Raw genomic sequence first — 23,124 nt, 5'->3', positions numbered from 1 at the left:
ATCGCTCTCGTGGTCGATGGTGTCGGGTATTGAGTGTTGACTATTGATCTTGCCGGCGGTCGAACGACCAGCCGAAGAGGCCGCTCCGCTGGGTCTCAGGCTCTGGCGGCGGCGCCGGCTTGACCTCGGCCCGCGGAGACGGCGCGGCGGCTCACAAAACCTTGGTTCCCGGCATTGAACCGGATCACGCATGCGAAGTCTATCAGCACAGGTGCCGCGACTGCCGAATATTTAGCCGAAATGGAGCAGCTGATCACGAGATTTGCTCGCCTCTTCGTGGTGCAGATGGCGTAATATTCATCGGAGGCCGGCCATATCTCCCGTGGCGAGCCGATCCGCAACTCGTCTTGGATCGCTGCGGGTAGCGCCCGAAAATCACGGGGAAGATGAAATGAAGAAGACTGTGCTTGCTATCCTGGCCTCCGTCGCACTGACCGGCACGACAATCGGCGCGGCCACCGCACACGAGCGCCATCACGTGAGGGCGTATCGCACGGCGCCGGTCGCGGCCGACCAATATCGCGATCCCTACGCCTATCGCTACCGCGACTCCTATGCGTGGTTGCCTGGCTATCCGGACTATGGCTATCTGCGGTCACACCTTGAAGGCGGCGTAATATCCGCACCCGCCGGACAGTAGGCTGAAATCCTGAATTGTCTGATCAAGTCCGCCGATGCGCCAGCGCTTCGGCGGACTTGCAGTTTGTGGGGCAGTGCCCCGGCTCGCCGTTGTAGCGGACGATCAAAAGCCAGAAACGTTCCTGCAAGGGGCGCGGCCGGGCCTCCGTCGCGCGGCTGTGTGGAACATGAAGCGGCCGCTCGACGGGCTGCGATCAGGTTGCTAAGCCCTCCCCCGCAAGGAGACGTTTGAGTCGAGACATGGCCGTTGCGATCGAGATGGGACACACGACGGCAGGCTCCCCGGCTGTTCTCGACCTGGAGGAATTGCTGGCGACGCGGCTGCTGGTGCAGGGCAATTCGGGAAGCGGCAAATCCCACCTGTTGCGCCGTCTGCTGGAACAGAGCGCGAGCTGGGTGCAGCAGACCATCATCGACCCCGAAGGCGACTTCGTGACGCTCGCCGAACGTTTCGGTCACCTCGTGATCGATGCCGAGGAGCATACCGAGCGGAGCCTGCAGATCGCCGGCGAGCGTGCGCGCATCCATCGCGTCTCCACGGTGCTCAATCTCGAGGGGCTCGACGCCGAGAACCAGATGCGGCGCGCCGCTGCGTTCCTCAATGGACTTTTCGAGATCGCCCGCGACCACTGGTACCCGATGCTGGTGGTGGTGGACGAGGCGCAGCTGTTCGCGCCGGCGATCGCGGGCGAGGTGTCCGACGAAGCGCGCAAGCTCTCGCTCGGCGCCATGACGAACCTGATGTGCCGTGGCCGCAAACGCGGGCTTGCAGGGGTCATCGCAACCCAGCGACTGGCAAAGCTCGCCAAGAACGTCGCGGCCGAGGCGTCCAATTTCCTGATGGGCCGCACCTTCCTGGATATCGACATGGCGCGCGCCGCTGACCTGCTCGGCATGGAGCGACGGCAGGCCGACGCTTTCCGCGACCTCGAGCGCGGGCATTTCATGGCGCTGGGCCCGGCCCTCTCCCGCCGTCCGCTGGGACTGCGCATCGGTCCAACGGATACAAGTCCGCGCAATGCGACCCCGCGTCTGATGCCGCTGCCGGAAGCGACACTGGAGGACGCACGCGCCATCATCCTTGCAGCGGCGCCGCCCGAGAATATCCGCCCCCAGCGCCGGCCGTCGCCGGATCTGCTCAACCAGCTCATGGCGGCGAAGTCGGCGGCTCTGGAGCCTGGTCCTGATCCGCTCGAGCAGCTGCTCAGCGCCGAAGAACTGGCGGAGCGGCGAGAGCGCGTGGACCGTATTCTGCGTGCCATCCTGGCGGAGCCCGACGCCGGGTTTCGCGCCATCGGCGTCCTCTATCAGGAGTTCGTGGTCCGCTGCCGCATCGAGGGGCTCGGTTCGGCGGCGCCGGACCTCGGTGAATTCCGCCGCATGCTGACGCATGCCCGCGCCGGGGTCGGCTCAGATCTGGCGGAGGACGATGCGTGGCAGGACGTCTCGCTCCGTGCCTCCATCCTCCCCGAGGATATGCAAGGTATCTTCATGATGATCGCCCGCGCGGCAAAGGAGGGGTGGCCCTGCCCGAGCGATGCAGCGATTGCACGGGCCTATGGCTCACACTCGCTGCGCCGCGCGCAGCGTCTTTTGAACTACATCGAGGAGCAGGGCCTCATCGTTTGCCAGCTTGACGGCGCAGGTCGGAGGATCGTGACACTCGTCGAGCTGGCCTGGGCGACTGCACCGGGCGATCCCAATGCCGAGGAGCTGCCGACGGAGCAAGGCTGCAACAGTGCGTCTCCATAGGGCGATGTTCGAGCGCGCACTCCCCTCATGCACCTGAGCGGCTGATCAGCCGCGACGCTTTTTCCCGACCTTCTTTCCGGATGCGCCTTTCGGGCGCGACGCGCCTCCCGGCCGCGCTAGTCCCGCGTGGCCGGACTTGTTCCGGTGTTTGTTTTTCTTGCCGAAAGCCTTTTCGCCGCCGAATTTCGACCTGTGTTCGCCGTGAGGCTTGCCACGGTGCTGTGGTCGTGTCTCGTCACGAGAATTGTCGCTTCGGCGCGCATCGCGATCGGTATCGCCGGCCTCGCGCCAGGGCGCGCGTGGCTGCTTTTCCGGAGGCGACTCACCGCGGGGCCTGTCCGCCAGCGGCTCGATGCGGATGTTGTCTTCCTTGTCAGGACGCCGGACCTTGACCGCGAAGGATGCTGCCACCCGCTCGGAAATTTCGAACTCGGTGGTCGTGTCCATAATCCGGATAGCGCCGATGTCATGCTTGTCGATGCCGCCACGACGGCAGATCATCGGCAAGAGCCAGCGCGCTTCCGCGTTCTTTTTTCGTCCAATGGCGGCGCGGAACCATACGCTGGCCTCCGCCATGCCGTGACGCGACGACGATTTTCCTGTCTTCGACCGGGACCCACTGGGCCGATCGTCGCCGCGCGACATCCGGGCGTTTTCCCGACCGTGGCCATCACGGGACCGGCCGCTATCCTGACCGGGATCGAGAATATCTTCGGGCGAAGGCAGGCGCGTGCGATAGAGCCGCGCGAGCGCCGCGGCGATGTCCTCGGGCGATCGCTCGGCGAGCAATGCCCGCGCCAGGATCAGATCGTCGGAGGTCGTCTCCTCGGTGAATACCGCATCCTGCAGCATGCGCTCATGATCGAGCTTGCGGATTTCTTCCGCCTGGGGCGCCGTGCCCCAGATGGCATCAATACCGGCCAGATTCAGCAGCAATTCCGCACGTCGCTTTCGCGCCGGCGGCACCAGCAGGATGCTGACACCTTTGCGCCCCGCACGGCCTGTGCGGCCCGAGCGATGCTGCATGACCTCGGGGTCTTTCGGCAGATCCGCGTGAATGACGAGGTCGAGGCTCGGCAGGTCGATGCCGCGCGCCGCCACGTCCGTCGCCACGCAGACGCGGGAGCGTCCATCCCGCAACGCCTGCAGCGCCTGGGTTCGCTCGTTCTGCGTCAATTCGCCTGATAGCGCGACCACGGAAAACCCGCGCTCCAAAAGCGCGGCCTGCAAATGCCTGACGGCATCTCTCGTGTTGCAGAACACGAGCGCGCTCGGCGACTCGAAAAAGCGCAAGACATTGACGACCGCGTGCTCGACATCACCAGGAGCGATCCGTATGGCGCGGTACTCGATGTCGGCATGGCCGCCTTCGTCGCCGGCAACCTCGATCCGGAACGCCCGTTGCTGATACTGCTTCGCCAGCGCAACGATGCCCGGCGGGAATGTCGCCGAGAACAACAATGTTCGACGCGCGTCCGGCGTGGTCCTGAGGATCAATTCCATATCCTCGCGAAAGCCGAGATTGAGCATCTCGTCGGCCTCATCGAGCACGACGGCCTTCAATTCCGAGACGTCGAGATGATTTCGCCGCAGGTGATCGCACAATCGGCCGGGCGTTCCGACCACGATGTGTGCGCCCGCGGCAAGCTCGCGCTGTTCGCGGCGCGGATCCATGCCGCCGACGCAGGAGACGACGCGCCCGTCCGCATATTGATAAAGCCAGGCGAGTTCGCGATGTACCTGCAAGGCAAGTTCGCGCGTTGGCGCGACGATCAAGGCAAGCGGCGCTGCGGCCGGCTCAAACCGCTCGACGCTGCCCAGAAGATTCCTGGCAATTGCGAGCCCGTAAGCGACGGTCTTGCCCGAGCCGGTCTGGGCCGAAACGAGCAGGTCGCGGTCCGAAGCTTCTTCTGCAAGCACGGCGGTCTGAACGGGGGTCGGCCGATCGTAGCTGCGCTCGGCTAAAGCTCGGGCGAGCGGCGGACTTGTGGTCGGGAATGGCACGAGATGGAAAACCTTGGTTGGTTCAGGCGCAGGACGTCAAGCCGAAGCGACCTGAAGCCGGCCGCCCGGTGGCAAAGCAGCCCGCATGGCGATTTGATTCAGACGCTTTACGCCAAGAGAGGCCAAATCACCATGCCCCATACCGCGTCGGCGCCTCCCCTCAGGGCCAGCCCGTCCCCGCTACATCCGGCATTTGGGAGTCTTTTTACCGCATGTTGAGGGTGTCTGCGCCCGGTCTCACCGCTTGAGCGGTTTGACCGACTCCGCGCATGTCCGCTCCTGCCAGCCATGCCGCTCCAGCTCGGGATCGTCATGCTCCTCCTCAGGCCAGCCGATGCACAGATAGGCGATGAAGGTCCAGTCTGGCGGAAGATCCAAGGCCGACCTCACCGCGCCAGGATCGAGAATCGAGACCCAGCCGAGGCCGAGCCCTTCGGCGCGTGCGGCAAGCCATAACGTCTGGATTGCGGCGACCACCGAATAGCGGATGGTCTCCGGCATGGTCTGGCGCCCGAGGCCATGCCCCTGCGCCGTCGTCTCGTCGGCGCAGACAACGAGATGGACCGGCGCCTGCGACAGCCCCTCGAGCTTGAGCCGCGCATAGCGCGCCTGCCGCTCGCCGCCATAGCCTTCGAGCGCCGCCTTGTTGGCTTGCAAAAAATTGTCGCGGATCGCGTGCCGCCGCTCATCGCTCTCCACCAGCACGTAGCGCCAGGGCTGGCTCAGGCCCACCGATGGAGCACAAGCGGTGAGCGCGAGCAGCCGCTCCAGCAACTCGGGGGCGACGGCGTCGAGGCGAAAACGGCGCACGTCGCGGCGCCAGCGCACGAGCTCGGCGAACTGCGCCCTGAAAGCCGCATCGAAGCGCGGCGGCCGCGTTGTAGCTTCGCCTGTCATAGCCGCGTATTACCACAACGGACTTCGTACCCAACAGCAAAAGAACCCCGACCGCCCGGTTGGACGCAAATTTTGGCGTCCCGCTGCCATTTAAGAAAATGACTCGATTTTCCTTCCATCGTACATTGCCCGAGACGACCGCACCAAAGGCCGCCGCCGGCTCGCGCGGCCGTCCCAGGCCGCCTTTGGCCTCGACCGGCATCAACAAAGCTTTCGCTGGAGAAATTTGAAGTGGCACTCAAGAACGTCGTCGGTATCGACCATGCGGTGATCATGGTCCGGGATCTGGATCAGGCGGCAGCGAACTGGAAGAAGCTCGGCTTCACTGTCTCGCCACGCGGCACGCACAGCGCGCATATGGGCTCGGGCAACTACACGATCATGCTCGACCCTGACTACATCGAGCTGCTCGGCGTGCTGAACCCGACCGAGCACAACGTGCCGGCGCGCGCTTTTCTCGAGAAGCGCGAGGGCATCGAGCGTATCGCTTTCACCGCGCTGGATTCCGCTGCAGGCGCGGAGGAAATTCGTGCCCGCGGTTACCCGCCGGTTGGACCGACCGATTTCGAGCGTCCGGTGACCATGCCGGACGGGAGGGTGTCGGCTGCGAAATTCCGCACCTTCCAGTGGCCGGTTGCGGAAGCGCCGGGCGGCGTGCGCATCTTCGCCTGCCAGCACAAAACCCGCGAAACCGTATGGATCCCTGAGCTGATGACGCATGCCAATGGCGCCAGGCGCCTGCGGCAGGTGCTGCTGGTGTCGCCGGAGCCCGCTGTGGAGGCCGCGCATCTGTCGGGCATGATTGATCGCGAGGCGCGCGAACAGGCTGACGGCAGCGTGGTGGTGCTCTCCGGCGCAAATCGCGCCGACTTCGTCTTCATGACCAAGGAGCAATTGGCGAGCCGCTACCCACAAGTGCCGCTCGCAGTCCTGCCCGAACGCGGCAGTGCCGGCCTGGTCATTGCCGCCGATCTCGCCGCTGCCGAGAAGGCGCTGGGCGGCGTCGCTATTCGCAGCGGTGGGTCGATGTGCGTGCCGCCAGCAGCCGGCAATGGCACGCTGCTCGCTTTCGTCGGCGATTAGATCAGCCGTTCTCAATATGCGACGAAGACAGAGTCGATTTCGCTGCGGGCCTTAAAATTGACGGGTACGCCCTTGGTCAGCATGCCCGCGAGCCGCTGCGCGTCCCAATTGGTGAGGCGCACGCAACCATGCGAGGCGGCGAGGCCGACCCGGGACGGCTCTGGCGTGCCGTGAATGCCGTAGCTCGGCTTGGACAGCGCAATCCAAGTCGTGCCGAGCGGATTGTTGGGGCCGGGGTTGAGATCGAACGGCCTTTGCTTCTCGACCTCCTTGAACTGGTATTTCGGATTGTAGTGATAGGACGGATCGCTCTCGATCAGCGTGACCTTCAGCGTTCCCGATGGCGACGGCTTGTTATCGCTGCCGACAGATGCAGGAAAGAACGCGATGAGATCATTCTTCGCGGAATAGACCTTCACGGTTTGCCGATCCTTGTCGACATCGATGCGCGCAGCGGCGGCCTTGCGTTCGCCTGATACGCCGGAAACGAGAACATTAGGAACCAGGATTTTCTCGCCCACCTCGGAAAACGATGCGTCGGGATTGAGCGCTGCGAGCAACTGCTCACTGATGTGAAATTTCTCGGCGAGCGCCTCGCGCACATTGGCAAAGCCGAGCGTCTTGAATGACTGCATGTCCTCGATCTTCGAAGGCAGCTGCACGAAGGGACCCCTCAGGTCGTCCCTGGTCAGCGCGTAATCGACGAGGACGGGACCGGTGACATTGGAGGTGAGCGAAAGCCAGAGCGCGCGGCTCCAGCCAGTGTCGGCGGGTAGACCATAGGCTTCGGCGAAGGCGGCAATCCCCTGCTCCAGTCGTGCCGAATACTGGCCGTCGATCTCTCCTGGCGACAGATTGGCGCGATCGAGCAGAATCTGCGCCTTGACGACCTCGGCGTGAATGTCGCCGTCCAGGCTAACTTCGGCGTAGCCGGCAGCATTTATCCCCGCCGGATCGATTTCCGCGGCAGCTGCTGCAATGGGTATGAAAGCAACGAACAAAATGGAGCCAATTTGACGACCAAGCATCTCGTTGAATCCGAAATTGAAAGGGCGAACAATGTCATTCTTCGCCGCATGGTCAATTCAACAAACCGAGACGGATTTCCGCAACCGCGCAATCGGTCACGATTACTGACTATTCCTGGCTATTCCCGTGTCTCGTCCTAAACGTCCACCGCATTGCGTGCGACCACGTTGCGGTAAAAGTCGACGCTGAGCTTCGGCTTGCGAACGAGGGTGTCGAAATCAACGTGGTAAAGCCCAAAGCGTTTCTCAAAGCCAAAAATCCATTCAAAATTGTCCATCAGGCTCCACAGGAAGTAGCCGCGCACCGGCACACCCTCGGCAATGCAGCGCTGCAGCTGGGTTAGATAGTTGCGCAGGAACATGATGCGGTCGAGGTCGTAGATCTTGCCGTCGGGCGTAACCTGGTCGACGCTCGATGTCCCGTTTTCCGTGATGTAGATGGTGTCGATGTTCCACACCTTGGCTGCAAGCCGCGGCACCCAATAGGCAGTCTCGGGACCGATCCTGAGCCACTCCGAGTTCATGTGCGGAAACGAGTTCGGAAACGGCAGCACGGAAAAGCCCGGCACCTTGTCGGTTGCCTCCACATAGAATTGCGGGGCATAGATATTCAGGCCGACGAAGTCGTTGCGCTCGCCGATGATCTTCAATTCATCCGCAGTAAAGGTCGGCGCGTTCGCGCCGGCATACTCAAGGAAATGCTCGGTGTATTTACCCTCGAGAATGACATCGAGAAATCCGGCATTCAATTCGCGGGTCGCGATTTCGGCAGCGCGCACGTTTTCCGGCGTGTCGATCGCCGGCACGCAGGCCGCGATGTTCTCGGCCGGTCCTACTCGCGTGCCGGCGCGCCCATGCGCACGGATCGCCTGCACGGAGAGCCCATGCGCTAGCGCCACATTATGACGCGCCTGGTTGAGCTGCTTCGGCGGAAGCTTGAGACCCGGCGCATCGATCGCCCAGCCATAGCCGAAATTGAGAAAGCGCCCGACCTCGTTGAGCGTGAACAGGGTTTTCACCCGATCGGTAATCCGCTCCGCGACATAGGCCGAATAATCGGCGAAGGCTTTCGAGGTCTCGCTGGACTGCCAGCCGCCGACACGATCCTGCAACGCCTGCGGCAGGTCCCAGTGATAGAGGGTAGCGTATGGCTCGATGCCGTTGGCCAGCAATTCATCGATCAGCCGATTGTAGAAGTCGAGACCCCTGGGATTGGGCGTGCCGGTCCCCTCCGGAAACACCCGCGGCCAGGCGATCGAAAAACGATAGGCCTTGACCCCGAGGTCTTTGATCAGGCCGACATCCTCCTTGTAGAGATGATAGTGATCGTTGGCGCGGTCGGCGCTGGTGCCGTCGGCAATATGGCCGGGCTGATGCGAAAACGTATCCCAGATCGACGGTCCCCTGCCGTCCTCTTTCACGGCCCCTTCGACCTGGTAGGCGGAGGTTGCCGTGCCCCAGATAAATCCGCTGGGGAAGCTGCCTGGAGCCAGTTTCGGGGCCACAGCTTGAGCGTGGGCTTCCTCAACCTTTGCAGCAGTCGTCCCCAAGCCAAGCGAAGCCAGGCCTGCCAGCTTCGCAAACGTACGGCGCGAGAATTTTTCCAGCACCTGTCATGCCCTCGGATTTGTCGCGTTTCGGGGTGCAATCTGCTTGAAAAAGACGGGCCGGACAACCCGAGCGCGGGAAATTAATTGGCGCGTCTTGCACATGCATCGGGTTTGTAGAAGGCGGTGCAAACGCGCGACTGTCCTTGCAGCCATCGCCTTGATCTCCCTGCCGAGCTGGGGTTGACTGAGGCTCGCGCCTCGCCGGCCGAATTCGCGCGGGGCATGACAATCGAAGAAGAAAAGCGAGGAGCAAGCCGTGATTGGATTTCAGATCCGCAAACGCGAACGCAAGGTGGATAACGCAACTATCGCGCGCTTCCGCGAACTGCCGGTCGCCAACATCAGCGATTCCATGTCACGGATGACCGCGGGCGGTGCGGCGCTGCGGCCGATACATCGCGGCGGCGTGCTGGCCGGCGCCGCCTTCACCGTCAAGACCCGCCCCGGCGACAATCTCATGGTGCACAAGGCGCTCGACACGGCCGAGCCCGGCGACATCATCGTGGTGGATGGCGGCGGCGATCTCACCAATTCCCTGATCGGGGAAATGATGGTGGCGCATGCCGCAGCCCGCCGCCTCGGAGGCATCGTCATCTATGGCGCGATCCGCGACTACGACACGCTCCATGCCGGCGACTTCCCGGTATTCGCGGCCGGCGTCACCCATCGCGGGCCCTACAAGGACGGCCCCGGCGAGATCAACGTGCCGATCGCGATTGAAGGCATGGTGATTGCGCCGGGCGACCTTATCGTCGGCGACGGCGACGGCATTGTCTGCGTTCCGTTCGATGTCACCGCGGAGGTGCTGAAAGCCACAGAAGCCAAGCACCAGGCCGAGATCAAGCAGCTTGCCGCGATCAAGGCCGGCAACAGCGACCGCGCCTGGGTCGATGCGGCGCTCACGAAACTCGGTTGCACCATCGAGCGCTGAGCGTCTGCATCGCTGCCGCGAGGGAGGTTCACCATGCTCAATTATGCTGGAATGACACATCCGGCTCACTGTGCCTGCTGCGGTCCGCACGTTCCGCTCTGGCAGGCGGCGGCCGCCGCCTCGATTCCGCCCGCGACCAATATCGAGGCTATGGAAGGAAAGACGCGCGCCGCTGGCACCGGCGGCATGATCGTCGATTGCCACGGCCATTACACCACCGAGCCTCGGGAGATGCTGGACTGGCGCAAGCGCCAGATCGCCGCCATCAACGACCCAGCGCAGCGGCCGAGCGTGGATTCTCTCAAAGTGAGCGACGACCAGTTGCGCGCCTCGGTCGAGAGCGCACAGCTCAAGCTGCAGCGCGAGCGCGGCACGTCGCTGACGCTGTTCTCGCCCCGCGCCTCCGGCATGAGCCACCACATCGGAGATGCCTCGGTCAGCGAGGCTTGGTCGCTTCTGTCCAACACCTTCATCTACCGCCTCACCCAGCTCTACCCGAAGAATTTCGCCGGCGTCTGTCAACTGCCGCAATCGCCCGGCGTCGAGCCGAAGAACTGCATCTCCGAGCTCAAGCGCTGCGTCGGGGAGCTCGGCTTCGTCGGCTGCAACCTCAACCCCGATCCGAGCGGCGGCTACTGGACCGATCCGCCGCTTACCGACCGCTGGTGGTATCCGCTTTATGAGGCGATGGTCGAGCTCGACGTGCCCGCCATGATCCATGTCAGCCTCGCCGCCAACCGCGCCTTCCACACCACGGCGAGCCACTACATCAACGGCGACACCACCGCCTTCGTGCAATTTTTGATGTCCGATCTGTTCAGGGATTTTCCGACCCTGAAGTTCATCATCCCGCATGGCGGTGGCGCGATCCCCTATCATTGGGGCCGCTATCGCGGCATCGCCCAGGACCAGAAGCGGCCGCCGCTCGCCGAGAGCATGCTGAAGAACGTTTTCTTCGACACCTGCGTCTATCACCAGGCGGGCATCGATCTACTGACCCGCGTGATCCCTGCCGAGAACATCCTGTTTGCGTCCGAGATGGTCGGCGCTGTCAGGGGCGTCGATCCCGAGACCGGCTTCAACTATGACGACACGCGGCGGTATATCGATGGCTCCGCTCAGCTGACCGCGGAGCAGAAGCGCGCAATCTTTGCAGGCAACGCCAGACGCGTTTATGGCCGTTTGCCAGCCGAGTTGTTCAATTAATCTGACCAACAGCTCGCTTTATATTGATTTTGCCGGCTCCTGAGCCGGCACTTTTCATTTGTTTCTATGATGATCGTCATGTAAATTGTTTGTTCCACGATCGAGCTGAAGGGAGATTTGCGATGTCGGCACAGGCGTGGCACAAGACGGCTTGCAATCTCTGCTACGTCAACTGTGGCATCGAGGTTCTTGTCGACGACAGCCGCATTGCCAAGGTGCGCGGCGACCGCGACAATCCGAAATCGCAAGGTTATCTCTGCAACAAGGCCGCGCGGATCCCGTTCTACGCGCATCACCGCGACCGGCTGACCACGCCGCTGCGCCGCCGCGCCGACGGCACGTTCGAGGCGATCGACTGGGATACCGCGATTGCCGAAATCGCCGCACGCTTGCGCTCCGTGGTCGAAAATCATGGCGGAAACAGCATCGCGCTCTATGGCGGCGGAGGCCAGGGCAACCATGCCGGGGGCGCCTATGCCAATGCGGTGCTGCGCGCGCTCGGCTCACGCCATGTCTTCAATGCGCTATCGCAGGAAAAGACCGGCGATTTCTGGGTCAACGGCCACCTGTTCGGCAGCCAGACCTGCCACACCGCCGAGGACGTCCACCATTGCGACCTGCTGTTCGTGATCGGCGCCAATCCCTGGGTCGCGCACGGGTTTCCCAATGCCCGCGACCAGCTCAACCAGATCCGCAAGGATCCGAACCGCAAGCTGATCGTGATCGATCCGCGGCGCACCGAAACCGCCGAGATGGCCGACCTTCACCTGGCCGTGCGGCCAGGCGCGGACGCATTCTTGCTCGGCGCTATTCTCGCCACCCTCGTCAAGCGCGACGCGCTGGACCATGACTTTCTCATGCAGCACACCGAAGGATATGCCGAGGTCGAGACGGCCTTGCGCCGCATCCCGGTTGAGGCATGGGCGCAGGCTGCCGACATCCCGCTTGATGAGATCGAGCGCTGCGCCGACATGATCGTTGCGGCCAAAGCGATGACGGTCCGCGTCGAGCTCGGCATCCAGCAGGGCGTCAACTCGACGCTCAACTCCTATCTGGAAAAGCTCCTGATCATGCTGACGGGCAGCTTCGGCCGCAAAGGCACCAACCAGCTGCACAGCTGGCTGCAGCCGCTGTGGGGCAACTCACCCAACCAGAAATTTACGCCCACCGACACGGAGGTGATTGGGGGCCTGTTGCCGCCGAACCTATTTGCGCAGGCGGTGCTTGGCGACCATCCCGATCGGCTCCGCTGCGTCTGGATCGACAGCTCCAACCCCGCCAACACCGCGGCCAACACCGCTGAGGTGGAAAGGGCGCTGCAGGCGCTGGAGCTTTGCGTCGTCGTCGACGTCGCCATGACCGAAACCGCGCGGCTTGCCCATTATGTGCTGCCCGCCTCCTCGCAATATGAGAAGTGCGAATTCACGCTGTTCAACTTCGAATTCCCCACCAATTATTTCCACATCCGCCCCGGCGTGGTGCCGCCACTCGAAGGTACCCTGCCCGAGCCCGAGATCTACAGCCGCCTTGCCCGTGCGCTCGGCCTGTTGCCGGGCGACAATGTGCTGGCGCCCTTGCGCGAGGCCGCCGTGCGTTCGCGTCCCGCCTTCGCCACGGCATTCCGGGGCTTTATGGCGGCCAATCCCGCCGCGACGCCGCTCGGTGCGCTCGTGCTCTACCACACGCTAGGCGCAAGCCTGCCCAAAGGAACGGCTGCGGCGGCACCGCTCTGGGGCGCGGCACTCGCCTGTGCCAAGCGTGCGCCCGATGCTGTGCGGCGCGCCCTTGGCGCGAGCAGCGAGGTGTCCGACAAGGAACTGGGGGACGCACTGTTCGATGCGCTCGTAGCAGGGCGCAGCGGCGCAGCCATCACGACCCATACCTATGACGAGGTCTGGTCGCTGATCAGCCATCCCGACCGCAAGGTCCACCTCGCGATCCCCGAGATGCTGGACTGGCTGAACAGGCTCGATCCGGCGACCGCAGGCCCCGCGAAGGACTATCCCTTCATCCTCGCAGCCGGCCAGCGCCGGATGTTCAATGCCAACCAGATCTTCCGCGATCCAGCCTGGCGGCGCGACGATCCCGACGGTGCGCTGCTGGTCAACGCCAGGGACCTGGCATCGCTCGGCGCGGCTGACGGCGAATGGATTGTTGTGAAATCGCGCGCCGGGCACATCGTCGCGCGCGCCAAGGCCGATGACAGCATGCGCGAGGGCCAATTGGCGCTGCCCCATGGCTATGGCCAATCCTACCCGGCCAGGGACGGCGAGCGCTTGAGCAACGGGCCGCGCGTGAACGTCCTGACCGACAGCGAGAATCGCGATCCGGTCGCCGGCACGCCCTATCACAAACATGTCGCCGTCCGGCTCGAGAGGCTGCCGGCCGCTGAAGCGGCGGCGCTCGATGCGATCTCGCAGCGGATCCATCAGTAGAGCTGGCCCTCGGGGCGAAGAGCTCCAAATTGTCACCGTCACCCTGAAGGCGCTCGCGAAAGCGAGCTTCGAAGGGCGACGGCCCCAGGGCTACGGCGTGAGCCGTTCATCCGTCGAGACCCGCATCCCTCGAGACGCGCTTCGCGCTCCTCCGGATGACGGGTCGCCACCGGACGTCTAACCCATCCAACGCTTGGTCGTCTTGTCCTCGCCGGGCAATGGAATATGCAACTCCTGGGCGCGCGACCTGATGGTGCGTATTGGGCGGCCGAGCTTCACTGTCATCAGCGTGATGCTCTTGCCGGCCGCTGCCATGGTGCGCAGCAAATTGTCGTCCTCTTCGGTCCAGAACCGACCGTGACTTTTGATCGAAGTGCTCATTGTAAGTGTCTGGTGGCCCCGCAAATCTCATGCCGCCCGGACGGCGACAGGCCGGAACCTGTATTCACAAATGATGTCTGCGACCCCGGTTTCAAGGAAGCTCGCCTATTCTCACAAGAACTTAATCCGGTAATGCCGGCGTCCCGCCGGATATACCGCAATGTTCGGCTTACCCGCAATCGCGCCGCGCCCCTCTGGAACAGGCCTTCAGCCGCGGCATTGCCCCAGGGGCATTCTCACACTGCAAAGGAGCATCTCATGGCCAGACCTCGCGAACCAAACGGCGTCGAACCGGCCTTCTCCGAAGAGGACATCCAGCGCCGGCAGTTTGGGCCGCGCGGCGTTCCCGGCGCGCCGGATCCAGCAAAGATGACGCCGCAACGCGAGAAGAAGACGCCGAAGGACGTTGAGCCGGGGCACACCGCGTAAATGCCGTGCCGCCAGCCAGCCAACGCGATCCGAGAAAGTCACGGGCGGGCTCAAAATGTATGGGCAAATGCGCGGCTTGTTCCGCCGGTTCCTTACCCGTCAATGCCTCTCGGTTGCCGGAACGAATCCACCCTCTACGCTGTTGGCAGGCGGGCAATGACATCAAGAGGAGGACATGATGACGTCATTGGGTAAGACCCTTGCGAGCGCAGCAGTCGGTGCAGGCCTCGTGGCCATCACCAGCATGAGTGCATCCGCAGCGATCGTCTGCAGCGGCAACACCTGCTGGCACACGCATGAGGCCTATCGTTATCCGCCGGAGGCGCGGGTCATCGTGCATGATGACAACTGGAGGTCGGGTCCCAGCGAGCACTATGTGTTCCGCGAGCATGAGGGCCGTGGCTACTGGCGAGGAGACAGGTGGGAAAACTGGTAAGCATCGCCCTGCTTGAAGCTTGAGGCGTTTCGAGGCCACCCCGATCGGGGTGGCCTCTTTCCTTGCAATGCTTCAGACGATGGGAACGCCGTAATAGTCATTGAGCGCGCGATTGCCTGCAACGTCGCTCCAATTCCACTCGGCGTCCTCGCCGTATCTCGGCGCCCCGCGCAGCTGCTGTTCGGTGATGCCGGTGACATAGCCGCCAAGACGCTTGTCGTATTTGAGCGACTGCCATGGCAACGGGTAGTGATCATTGCCAAGGCCCAGGAAACCGCCAAAGCCGAGCACCGCATATGATACTTTGCCGCTGACCTTGTCGATCATCACCCGTTCGATTGAACCGATCTTGCTCTCATTTGCGCCGTAAACAGCGGTGCCTTCGACCTTATCACTTCCAATCAGGTTGCCGGTTTCTCTCGCGTCGGTGGCCATTCCAATCTCCCTTTGAGATGTGCATGCGATCCAACGGCGCGGTGTCGCTGCGGGTTCCGCAGCCGGCATGACCGAGGCCGTCGGGAAGCATCCGCGCAGGAGCGTACGATCGCGTACAACCGTACAGGTCGAAACACGACTTTTTCAACCGGTTGGCGGCTCGCCCTTGTCGTCTGGCGTCATGCCGGAGCCGGGCGTTTTCTCAGCGTCGTTCAATCGTGGATCGCGCGTGGCCTCGCGCGACACTGATTTGTTCGGGTCGACCTTATGAACTCGTTGCGCGCGCTCCTTGTCGGCCGGCTGCTCCTGACCTTGGCGGTCGCGGACAATACCCTGCTGAGAGTGTGCCATCGCTTTCCTTTCAGTGAATGATCTCGAGCGGAACGCGAACAATCTCCTCGCCCGCTTCGTCGGTGACAATAATGAAATAGTGCCGGTTCTTCCGCTCTGGACGTTGCCGGAGAATTCGGCGTGCGATCAAGTCTGCCAGATCCAGCGCCTCGATGTCGTCGTCCAGCTCGAAGGTCCCCTTGTCCTCGATGGTTTTGGTGTTCGCCAGATCAAAATGATAAAGGGACATCTCGCTCTCCGCGGGAGGAGATCACCACGAAATCAGCGTCCTGCCGCAGGCTTGTTCTGCTCGTCGAGCGGAATGGTAGGGACAGCGCCGCGCGCGCATACGTGCGCGACCGGTCAGTCCCCCGATTCCACTCGAGCCGTCGCTCCCGCGCGTCGCCCCGCCCCGTCTTGCGCATTGCCTGGCACACTGAGATGCACCTCGTGTCCCTGACGGATCGCGAGCGACGCGGCGGCTGCAGCGGATTCGAATGCGGCTTCCTTGGTCTCGTATTCGCTCTTCGCGTCCCCGTCGTGGAGCACAGTCCAATGATTGCCAACGGCCGTGACGGCGTATTGCGCAAGTCCCATGGTCGATGCCTCTCTTGTCCTACCGGAGTTAACGTTGATCCGTATGCTGCGTTCCGCGCCGGCGCCCGACCTGTTCCGGGAAACAAAAGCGGCTGGCGAGGTTAGCTCACGAGGGTACCTCGGAACGCGAAGCGGAACCTTTGAGATGAGCAGAAAACGCAGCTTTGCCGGCACCGACTTCCGCGACACGCGGTCTGGTGCCTATGACGCCGTCAACGACGCCGGCCGCCCAGCCCCCGATCAGGTGCACGAAGCGGTCACTCCGCACGAAGCAGCGCAGCACGGCGCCGACGTCCGCTCGGAACCGATGCCCAGTGAGGAGGAGGTGCTGCCGGACGGCTTGCGACGACAGCCGAAGGGACCTTACAGCTTCAAGACGGGTCGGCGGTCGCAGTGAGGACCTCGAAGGGGCCCGCGCCCGCAACAGCTTTTTTTGTCTGGCCTCGGCTCGGTGGACACGTGACCTATGGCCAGAGCGGCTGCGGCTGACGCTTACGTGCCAAAGCTCTTCTGCACCGCGCCATCCAGCGTATCACCGTCCATGAAGCGCTTGCGCAGCTCGCGCTTGAGCAGCTTGCCGGAGGGATTTTTCGGCAAGGTGTCGACGAAGACGACGCGCTTGGGGACCTTGAAATGCGCCATGGCGCCCGCGCAATGCTTGATCACAGCGGCCTCGTCCAGCGCCGCGCCGCTCTTGACCACGACAATCGCAGTGACCGCCTCGATCCAGCGCGGGTCCGGCAGACCAATGACGGCGACTTCCGACACCGCCGGCAGGCGGTAGATCATCTCCTCGACCTCGCGGCTCGCGACATTCTCGCCGCCGGTCTTGATCATGTCCTTCACGCGATCGACGACGGTGACATAGCCCTCGGCGTCGACGGTGGCGAGATCGCCGCTGTGGAACCAGCCGCCATTGAAGGCGGCCGCGGTCTTTGCCGGGTCATTGTAGTAGCCCGACAACAGATGCGGCGAGCGGTGCACGATCTCGCCGACCTCACCGGCCGCGACATCCTTCATGTCGACATCGACCACGCGCGTCTCGACATTGATGGTCGGTTTGCCGGCCGAGCCCGCCTTGCGCAGCTGGTCTTCCGGCTTCAATACGGTTGCGAGCGGCGCGATCTCGGTCTGGCCGTAGAAATTCCAGAATTTCACATTCGGCAGACGCCGCTGCAATTCGAGCAGCACCTCCACCGGCATGATCGAGGCGCCGTAATAGCCCTTCTGCAGCGAAGAGAGATCGGTCTTGTCGAAGGAGGGCGAGCGCAGCATCGCGATCCAGATCGTGGGCGGCGCGAAGAAGGCGGTGATCTTGTGTGTCTCAATCAGCGCCAGGATGTTGTCGGCAACCGGCTTGGACGTGATCACGCCGGAGGCGCCGAGATAGATCGCGGGGCCGAGAAAGACGTCGAGCTGCGCACAGTGATAGAGCGGCAAGGCGTGCAGCACGTTGTCACCGGCCGCCATGCCGCCGTCGATGATGCAGCTGACATACTGCCACATCACCGCCTCATGGGTCAGCATCGCGCCTTTCGGCAGCGACTCCGTGCCGCTGGTGTAGACGATCTGGGCGGGATCGCGGGCATCGACTGACGTCTCAAGCGCCGACGCGTCGGTATCGAGGAGATCGTCGAAGGTGGTCATGCCGGCCGGCGGCGCAGCCGGATCTTCGCCCGGCAGCCATATCAGCTTCTCGATCGTCGAGCCCTTGGCGGTTGCGGTACGCGCCGTCTCGACAAGATCGGGGCCCGCGGCCAGCAGCTTCGCGCCGGAATTGGCGAGGATGAAATTGATCTCGTCCGGATTGAGCATGAAGTTGATCGGCACCAGGATCGCACCGATCCGCGCCACCGCAAAGCGCAAGGCTGCAAAGGCATGCGAATTGCGCGACAGCACGGCAAGCCGATCTCCCTTGCCAACGCCGAGCCCGAGCAGGCCGCGGGCGAGCCGATTGCAGATCGCCTCCATCCCGGCAAAGGTCCACCGCACCTCGCCGCAGATCAGCGCCATCTTGTTCGGATCGCGCTGGGCAGAACGCCGCAACAGGTCGCCAATCGAATGCTCGCGCGCCTTCGAAATTGTGCTTGCGATGTCGCTCTTCATATCTCCCCCAAACCGCGCCCCGCCGCGGGCTTGACGCCCGATCTTCGTGACCCGTCAGCCTAAGGTGCTGTGGATCGGAGGGTCAATATTGCGTGCAGACGCTACGGGCGACGGGACAAGCCATTACCGTGGCGTCGTCATGATCGAGCGCGGGAAGGAATCGATGGCCGGGTCGCTCGGGATGGCCGGTTCATGGGGCACGGATTTGCGCAGGCGGATTTCGATGCGGCGGCGCTGCTGGATGTCTTCCGCCGATCCGTCGAGGGCGAGCGTCTCGTCGGTATTGACGAGCTGCGCGCCCGACAGCGGGATGATCTTGTAGTTGGCAAGTAGCGGACTCAGCCTGAGCACGCTGACGACCGACACGGCGCGCGCGAGGCCTAGCCCGGCGTTGTCGGCGGGAATGAGGCTGGCGACGTCGGCGTTGTTCTTCAGAACGAAGGAAAGGTCGCGGTCGAGATTGGAGAACTGCCGGGCCAGAAGCGGGCGCTCGTCAGTGTGTCCGACCACCTCGATCACATCGACGTCGTATTTCCTGATGTAGTCGAGGATTTCGCGGGGCGTCACGTTGAGCAGCGTATCGCGGAAGGCGGGCGACAATTCCGCGCTTCTTGTCCTGAAGAAGTAGCCGTCGGCCTCGCTCATCCGGATGATCGGCGGCCACTGGTGGCCGGCCGGACCCGGTCCGTTCACGCCGCGGTCGATGGTATCCAAAATTGCCTGGGTCGGCGCCGGCGGCTGGCCGGGCTTCGTCATCGCACGCTCGATCGCGGCGACAAGCTGGGCATTGCGGATCGCCTTGTCGGCGTCGATGCCGTTGGCGCGCAGCGCCGCGACCGTCGCGAGGGTGTCGCGGAACTCCTTGACCGACATGCCGCTCTTCTCGATCTCACCCACCACAGTACGGGCATCCACGAGCTCCCGCCAATACCGGTCGATCGCCTGCGGATCGCTCAGGCCCGACCAGGTCTGCAGCTTCTCGCCGAGCGCCGCGCTCGGCTTGAGCTCGGCCAGCACGCTGCGCGCCTGCGCAATCTCGCGGCGCTCCTGCCGCAGCTCCTGCTCGGCCGCGACGCGCTTGCTCTCCTCGCGTTTGAGGAAGGTCGCCATCGCGATCAGAAGGCAGAACACCAAAAGGATCATGATCTCGGCCATGGTCAGGCCGAGAACGAGGCCCTGCCGGTAGGACGAGCGCTGCTGTACAATCTGTCCTTCCATGGCCAGTTTCCTCTCAGGACCGGTCCGTTGCGGCGCTGGCGCCGCGCGAACGCGGGGCGGACTTTGCCGTCTCGGTGGTGCGCATCTCCTGCAGGACCTGGGCGATCGCAACGACGGCGTTCTGGGTGTGCTTGAGATTGATTTCGATATTTTTCGCCTGCGCCTCGGTGCTCTCGCCGAACGCGTTGACTGCCTCGGTCAGGCCCTGGATCATCGGCGCGAGCTTGCTGTCGACTGCGCGGTCCGGCATCTGCAACGCAGCCAGTTTTGCCAGCGTGAAGTCGATCGCCTTGACGACATTGGTCGTGCTGCGCGCCAGCTGCTCGCCCTCCTGCACCAATTGCCTGGAGAAATCGAGGATCTGGACGGTGCGTTCGTTCAGATTGTCCAGCGTCTGCGCCGACTTCCGGTTTGTCTCCTCGAGCGGCCGACCGGCGGCCGCCGCAAGCCGCTCGACCTCGCCGGCAAACAGGCCGCGGACCTTGTCCATGCTCTCGCGCACCTCGTCCATCGCATCGCCCATCGATTGCTGGGTGGCACGGCGGAAATAGCCGAACTCCAGGATCGCGCTCTCCAACTCCCGCTTCACCCGCCGCGAGGCCTCGGCAAGCTCAAGCCGCGCCGTCGCCTCGACCTCGAGCGGATCGCGCCGCATCTGGTTGAAGAGGATGCGCAGCGCAATGCCCGCGATGGTCGAGGCGATCGCGATGCCGAAATTCTGCACGATCTGCTCCGCGGAGCCTGCCGCCGAAAACTGATAGAGCGAGACCGCAAGGCTCGTGAGCGTGAACAGGAAGCCCATGTAGTAGAGATTGTCGCCGGCCTGGTCGTCGCGCAGCCGGAACAGCCGCGCGCCCAACAGCACCCCGTATCCGATCATGATCAGAACCGGGACGGAGGTGACCGCGACGGCGCCGAAATCCTCCAGCTTGGCGAATATGATATAGCCGCTGCCCACGACCACCACGGCAAAGAACAACAGCCCGTTCAACAGGCCAGGCGGCAGACGCGGTGTCTCGTCATAGGCTGCCACGCTAGTTCCTGCTCCTTCCGTCACGCACCCTGGAGCCGCTTCGCTCCGCCGAAAATGCCGCGGCTGTCCTCGATCCAGGCCTTCCAGAACTCCACGTGCTTGGTCCCATCAACCAGAGGCTGTCCGTTCACCTGCCTGGTCACGTACCGAATGATGACCGTAGCGCCATGAAGATCGGTGCGAAACTTCAAATAGGCCGGCGACTGCCTGTAACGCTGGAACGACAGGTCACCCGCCCTGGGATATTGGCTGTAGTCGCGGGTGTGTTCAATCATGTCGGAAATGACATAGAGCGTTTTCCTTGCGTCCTGGCTGGCTGCGCTGGAAAACTGGTCGATGGCGATGTCCTGGATCGCCGCCATGATCGGCGAGTTGTTGGCTTTCGCGGCTGCGATGCTGCTCTTCATCGCGAGCGCCGCGGGCTTGCGGAAGTCCTCGATCCATCTGAGGCGCGCGATGCGGGGATTGTCGGTCCATTCGCTGAGGCCTGCGCCATCGCCGGGATTGCATTTCGAGAACAGCGAACGGCTGCGCACGCCCGCGATATCCAGCACCCTGATGTCGAGCCGGTAGAACGGCGGCAGCGTGGTGATCATGTCGTCGAGCTGGCCCAATATCTCCCGCTGCGTGGTCTCCGGCAGGTCGTCGGAGGTATCGACCAGGACGACGGTGATGCCTTGCGGCCCGTTGACCGGACACAGCGTCTGGGCATCGAGCACGGGGCGTGCGGGTGCGGAGAAATAGAAATAGGCCAGTGCGCCGCCGGAGGCGATGGCGAGCAGCAGCAGGAGAATTCCACCGAGGCCCGCCCAGCCGAGCCCGGAATCCTTGCGCTGTCGCGGACGCCGCCTAGCCACGCTTGGTCTCCGGCTTCTTCTCGGGCAGGAGTTCGTCGATCTCGCGATAGGTCTTCACCGCGTTGTCGAAGGCGTCGTGGATGGCCTTGATCTGCTGGTTCAATATCTCCTGGGTGTCGGCGATCATCTTGCGCAGGTGCTCGCGCGCGCTGGAGTCCGGCTCGGCGGCCGTGTAGGCGATGCGCTCCATCGCATAGGCCTTGGCAAAATAATCAGGTGCAGGCGTGGTGCGCGCCTTCCGGTTGGCCTCACGGTAGATCTCGAGCAAGGCTCGACAGGCCTGCTCGATCTGGTTCTGGTGCTGGGCAAAGCGCTGGGCGAGCCGCTCGCGGCCCTGCAGCAGGGCATCATACTCGCTGCGCCGAACGGACAAATCGCGTGCCGCCTCGTTCATGGTCTCTGTCGCGTCCTCGCGGATATCGCGTAACCGCTCGATCAGCTCGATCCTGGCGTCGGCAAACCGCCGGGTCGTCTCGATCCAACGCCGCTCCAGCCCCGCATAGCCCATATAGGGATCGAAGAACATCAGTCCATCGGCCATCGCAATCAGCGAAAAGATGAAACCGATGGAGAAGAACACCCAGGAATTGATGTCGGTGAGCGCGTAGGGCGCGGTGAGGAGGCGATGCAGCACCACCTGGCCGACATTGTCGGAAACGGCGATCGCCGGCGGTATCTCGCGAAGATGCGAAAGGGTGAGATTCAGCGTCACCGCAAACAGGACATAGGCGAGAAACGAGAGAAGCCCGATCAGCTTGAGGAAGTAGTTACGGCGGTTGATCAGGCGGATCAGCACCATGCCCCAGAAGAAGCTGGCAATGATGTTCAATGCTGCGAAGGTGACCGCCTGCGCCGCGCCGCCGAGCAGGCCGCCGACATTGGCCTTGGCGAGAAAGCTGCCGTTGATCACGACCTCGATGATGAACAGAATGGCAAGGACGCCGATCTTGAGGATGATCTTGCCCGGGCTCGACAGCCGCGCCGGGCGCTCGATGCGGTGACGGGCGCGGAAGCGCTCGCGCTCGATCTCGGATTCATTCAGCCGCCGCCGCAGCACGAACAGCTCGTCGCGGCCGACGGTCGCCTCCGCCCTGAAATCGCCGACCGCCTCGGGCGCGGCCTGCTGGATGGTCGCAAACCGCTCCTCGAAGCTCAGCGCCGTGATCCGCTCGTCATAGGTGTGGAGGTGATCGAGATAGATCGTGTGCGCATCCTGCTTGTGCGCCTCGATACGCTCGACCACCCGGTGCTCGATATCGTCCATGGTCTGGGCGTCCGAGGACGGCCGCCCCTCCGCGCCGCGCTCACTGCCGCGGGCGACCAGTTCGAACTGGTCCGCCAGGCGGTCGACATTGAGATCGAGAAAGACCGTGGTCGCCGGACGATAGTGATGCGTCGGCTGGTTCAAGAGCGCGCGAATGCGCGCAATGGGCGATTGGCGGGTTCCGGGAGCGCTCATGCCGATTTCAGTCTATCCTATGGGGCCTTGGGGAGCGAGGCGGCAGCGTCGATGGCGCAACGCGCCGTGCCATGGCCTCGGCTCGTTCGTGTTGAGGGAATTGAGGTCGTACACAGGCCTGTCCGGAAAGCAGCCGACATGCGGCTTGATCCGCCATACCTAGCGGGATTGTGGCCTGCGGCAAAGGCCGGCCAAGCGGCCGCGCACAGGCTTCCCGACGGTCTCGACCGGCCTTGCCAAAAAATGACGCTCCGCGCT

At 63.4% G+C, this 23,124-nt stretch carries 23 protein-coding genes; 9 read left to right on the top strand and 14 right to left on the bottom strand.

The features are described from left to right. Window positions 1–391: 391 nt before the first annotated feature. Both A3AI_RS0104835 and A3AI_RS0104830 read left to right on the top strand, forming a co-directional pair. Window positions 392–640 carry a hypothetical protein gene (locus A3AI_RS0104835; protein WP_024514488.1) on the top strand — a complete coding sequence of 83 codons (249 nt, stop codon included), beginning with the start codon at window positions 392–394 and terminating at the stop codon, window positions 638–640. A gap of 239 nt (window positions 641–879) precedes the next feature. Continuing rightward, window positions 880–2,391 (top strand): helicase HerA domain-containing protein, encoded by a 1,512-nt coding sequence (locus tag A3AI_RS0104830; protein WP_024514487.1) that lies wholly within the window; start codon window positions 880–882, stop codon window positions 2,389–2,391. A 45-nt stretch (window positions 2,392–2,436) separates the two neighbouring features. Here A3AI_RS0104830 and A3AI_RS0104825 read toward each other — a convergent pair whose 3' ends face one another. Both A3AI_RS0104825 and bluB read right to left on the bottom strand, forming a co-directional pair. After that, the gene (locus A3AI_RS0104825; RefSeq protein ID WP_024514486.1) at window positions 2,437–4,395 is read right to left on the bottom strand and encodes a DEAD/DEAH box helicase; all 1,959 of its coding nucleotides are present in this window, start codon (window positions 4,393–4,395) and stop codon (window positions 2,437–2,439) included. Window positions 4,396–4,632: 237 nt separating this feature from the next. Further along, a complete protein-coding gene (bluB, locus tag A3AI_RS0104820) occupies window positions 4,633–5,292 on the bottom strand; it encodes a 5,6-dimethylbenzimidazole synthase (RefSeq protein ID WP_024514485.1) in 660 nt (219 codons plus the stop codon). A 231-nt stretch (window positions 5,293–5,523) separates the two neighbouring features. Between bluB and A3AI_RS0104815 the strand changes: the two genes are divergently transcribed. Then, complete coding sequence (locus A3AI_RS0104815; protein WP_024514484.1) at window positions 5,524–6,375, top strand: VOC family protein; 852 nt, start codon at window positions 5,524–5,526, stop codon at window positions 6,373–6,375. A gap of 11 nt (window positions 6,376–6,386) precedes the next feature. Here the strand turns inward: A3AI_RS0104815 and A3AI_RS0104810 are convergent, their stop codons facing one another. Further along, window positions 6,387–7,403: a L,D-transpeptidase family protein gene (locus A3AI_RS0104810; RefSeq protein WP_024514483.1), complete on the bottom strand. Its 1,017-nt coding sequence runs from the start codon at window positions 7,401–7,403 to the stop codon at window positions 6,387–6,389. Window positions 7,404–7,540: 137 nt separating this feature from the next. Beyond that, on the bottom strand, window positions 7,541–9,013 hold the full coding sequence (locus A3AI_RS0104805) for a GH1 family beta-glucosidase (RefSeq protein ID WP_024514482.1): 1,473 nt from the start codon (window positions 9,011–9,013) through the stop codon (window positions 7,541–7,543). Window positions 9,014–9,269: 256 nt separating this feature from the next. Between A3AI_RS0104805 and A3AI_RS0104800 the strand changes: the two genes are divergently transcribed. The 3 genes from A3AI_RS0104800 (at window position 9,270) to A3AI_RS0104790 (ending at window position 13,585) form a co-directional block, all read left to right on the top strand. After that, a complete protein-coding gene (locus A3AI_RS0104800) occupies window positions 9,270–9,944 on the top strand; it encodes an RraA family protein (protein WP_024514481.1) in 675 nt (224 codons plus the stop codon). A 186-nt stretch (window positions 9,945–10,130) separates the two neighbouring features. Further along, entirely contained in the window at window positions 10,131–11,150 is a 1,020-nt protein-coding gene (locus A3AI_RS0104795) for an amidohydrolase family protein (RefSeq protein WP_024514480.1), read from the top strand. A 122-nt stretch (window positions 11,151–11,272) separates the two neighbouring features. Beyond that, a complete protein-coding gene (locus A3AI_RS0104790) occupies window positions 11,273–13,585 on the top strand; it encodes a molybdopterin-dependent oxidoreductase (RefSeq protein WP_024514479.1) in 2,313 nt (770 codons plus the stop codon). A 177-nt stretch (window positions 13,586–13,762) separates the two neighbouring features. Here A3AI_RS0104790 and A3AI_RS0104785 read toward each other — a convergent pair whose 3' ends face one another. Beyond that, window positions 13,763–13,966, bottom strand: coding sequence for a hypothetical protein (locus A3AI_RS0104785; RefSeq protein WP_024514478.1), 204 nt, complete (start codon window positions 13,964–13,966; stop codon window positions 13,763–13,765). 258 nt (window positions 13,967–14,224) lie between these two features. On the opposite strand from A3AI_RS0104785, the gene A3AI_RS48670 reads away from it, so the two are divergent. Both A3AI_RS48670 and A3AI_RS0104775 read left to right on the top strand, forming a co-directional pair. Further along, complete coding sequence (locus A3AI_RS48670) at window positions 14,225–14,395, top strand: hypothetical protein (protein WP_198030059.1); 171 nt, start codon at window positions 14,225–14,227, stop codon at window positions 14,393–14,395. A 175-nt stretch (window positions 14,396–14,570) separates the two neighbouring features. Then, window positions 14,571–14,831: an ATP-dependent Clp protease adaptor ClpS gene (locus A3AI_RS0104775; protein WP_245286834.1), complete on the top strand. Its 261-nt coding sequence runs from the start codon at window positions 14,571–14,573 to the stop codon at window positions 14,829–14,831. Window positions 14,832–14,903: 72 nt separating this feature from the next. Here the strand turns inward: A3AI_RS0104775 and A3AI_RS0104770 are convergent, their stop codons facing one another. The 4 genes from A3AI_RS0104770 to A3AI_RS49225 all read right to left on the bottom strand — a co-directional run bounded on the left by A3AI_RS0104770 (window position 14,904) and on the right by A3AI_RS49225 (window position 16,193). After that, window positions 14,904–15,266, bottom strand: a complete 363-nt coding sequence (locus A3AI_RS0104770; RefSeq protein ID WP_024514476.1) for a PRC-barrel domain-containing protein — start codon at window positions 15,264–15,266, stop codon at window positions 14,904–14,906. Between the two features lie 144 nt (window positions 15,267–15,410). Continuing rightward, the gene (locus A3AI_RS0104765; protein ID WP_024514475.1) at window positions 15,411–15,617 is read right to left on the bottom strand and encodes a hypothetical protein; all 207 of its coding nucleotides are present in this window, start codon (window positions 15,615–15,617) and stop codon (window positions 15,411–15,413) included. 10 nt (window positions 15,618–15,627) lie between these two features. Next, a complete protein-coding gene (locus A3AI_RS0104760) occupies window positions 15,628–15,846 on the bottom strand; it encodes a DUF6894 family protein (RefSeq protein WP_024514474.1) in 219 nt (72 codons plus the stop codon). A gap of 113 nt (window positions 15,847–15,959) precedes the next feature. Continuing rightward, the gene (locus A3AI_RS49225; RefSeq protein ID WP_024514473.1) at window positions 15,960–16,193 is read right to left on the bottom strand and encodes a hypothetical protein; all 234 of its coding nucleotides are present in this window, start codon (window positions 16,191–16,193) and stop codon (window positions 15,960–15,962) included. A 145-nt stretch (window positions 16,194–16,338) separates the two neighbouring features. On the opposite strand from A3AI_RS49225, the gene A3AI_RS42195 reads away from it, so the two are divergent. After that, complete coding sequence (locus A3AI_RS42195) at window positions 16,339–16,590, top strand: hypothetical protein (protein WP_036047436.1); 252 nt, start codon at window positions 16,339–16,341, stop codon at window positions 16,588–16,590. Between the two features lie 95 nt (window positions 16,591–16,685). On the opposite strand, the gene A3AI_RS0104745 is transcribed toward A3AI_RS42195, so the two are convergent. From A3AI_RS0104745 to A3AI_RS0104725, 5 genes are all read right to left on the bottom strand, one after another. Beyond that, complete coding sequence (locus tag A3AI_RS0104745) at window positions 16,686–18,299, bottom strand: acyl-CoA synthetase (protein WP_024514471.1); 1,614 nt, start codon at window positions 18,297–18,299, stop codon at window positions 16,686–16,688. Between the two features lie 123 nt (window positions 18,300–18,422). Beyond that, window positions 18,423–19,517: an OmpA family protein gene (locus A3AI_RS0104740; RefSeq protein WP_024514470.1), complete on the bottom strand. Its 1,095-nt coding sequence runs from the start codon at window positions 19,515–19,517 to the stop codon at window positions 18,423–18,425. A gap of 13 nt (window positions 19,518–19,530) precedes the next feature. Next, window positions 19,531–20,550 carry a hypothetical protein gene (locus A3AI_RS42190; RefSeq protein WP_024514469.1) on the bottom strand — a complete coding sequence of 340 codons (1,020 nt, stop codon included), beginning with the start codon at window positions 20,548–20,550 and terminating at the stop codon, window positions 19,531–19,533. Between the two features lie 20 nt (window positions 20,551–20,570). Next, window positions 20,571–21,407, bottom strand: coding sequence for a hypothetical protein (locus tag A3AI_RS45120; protein ID WP_024514468.1), 837 nt, complete (start codon window positions 21,405–21,407; stop codon window positions 20,571–20,573). Next, complete coding sequence (locus A3AI_RS0104725; protein WP_024514467.1) at window positions 21,400–22,866, bottom strand: hypothetical protein; 1,467 nt, start codon at window positions 22,864–22,866, stop codon at window positions 21,400–21,402. Before A3AI_RS0104725 ends, A3AI_RS45120 begins: the two co-directional genes overlap by 8 nt. Between the last annotated feature and the right edge of the window lie 258 nt (window positions 22,867–23,124).

It is taken from the genome of Bradyrhizobium sp. Tv2a-2 (assembly GCF_000472425.1).
In the GTDB taxonomy this organism is placed as follows: Bacteria; Pseudomonadota; Alphaproteobacteria; order Rhizobiales; family Xanthobacteraceae; genus Bradyrhizobium.
Note: the sequence above shows the minus strand (reverse complement) of the source record. Positions and strands in the feature narration are given on the sequence as shown.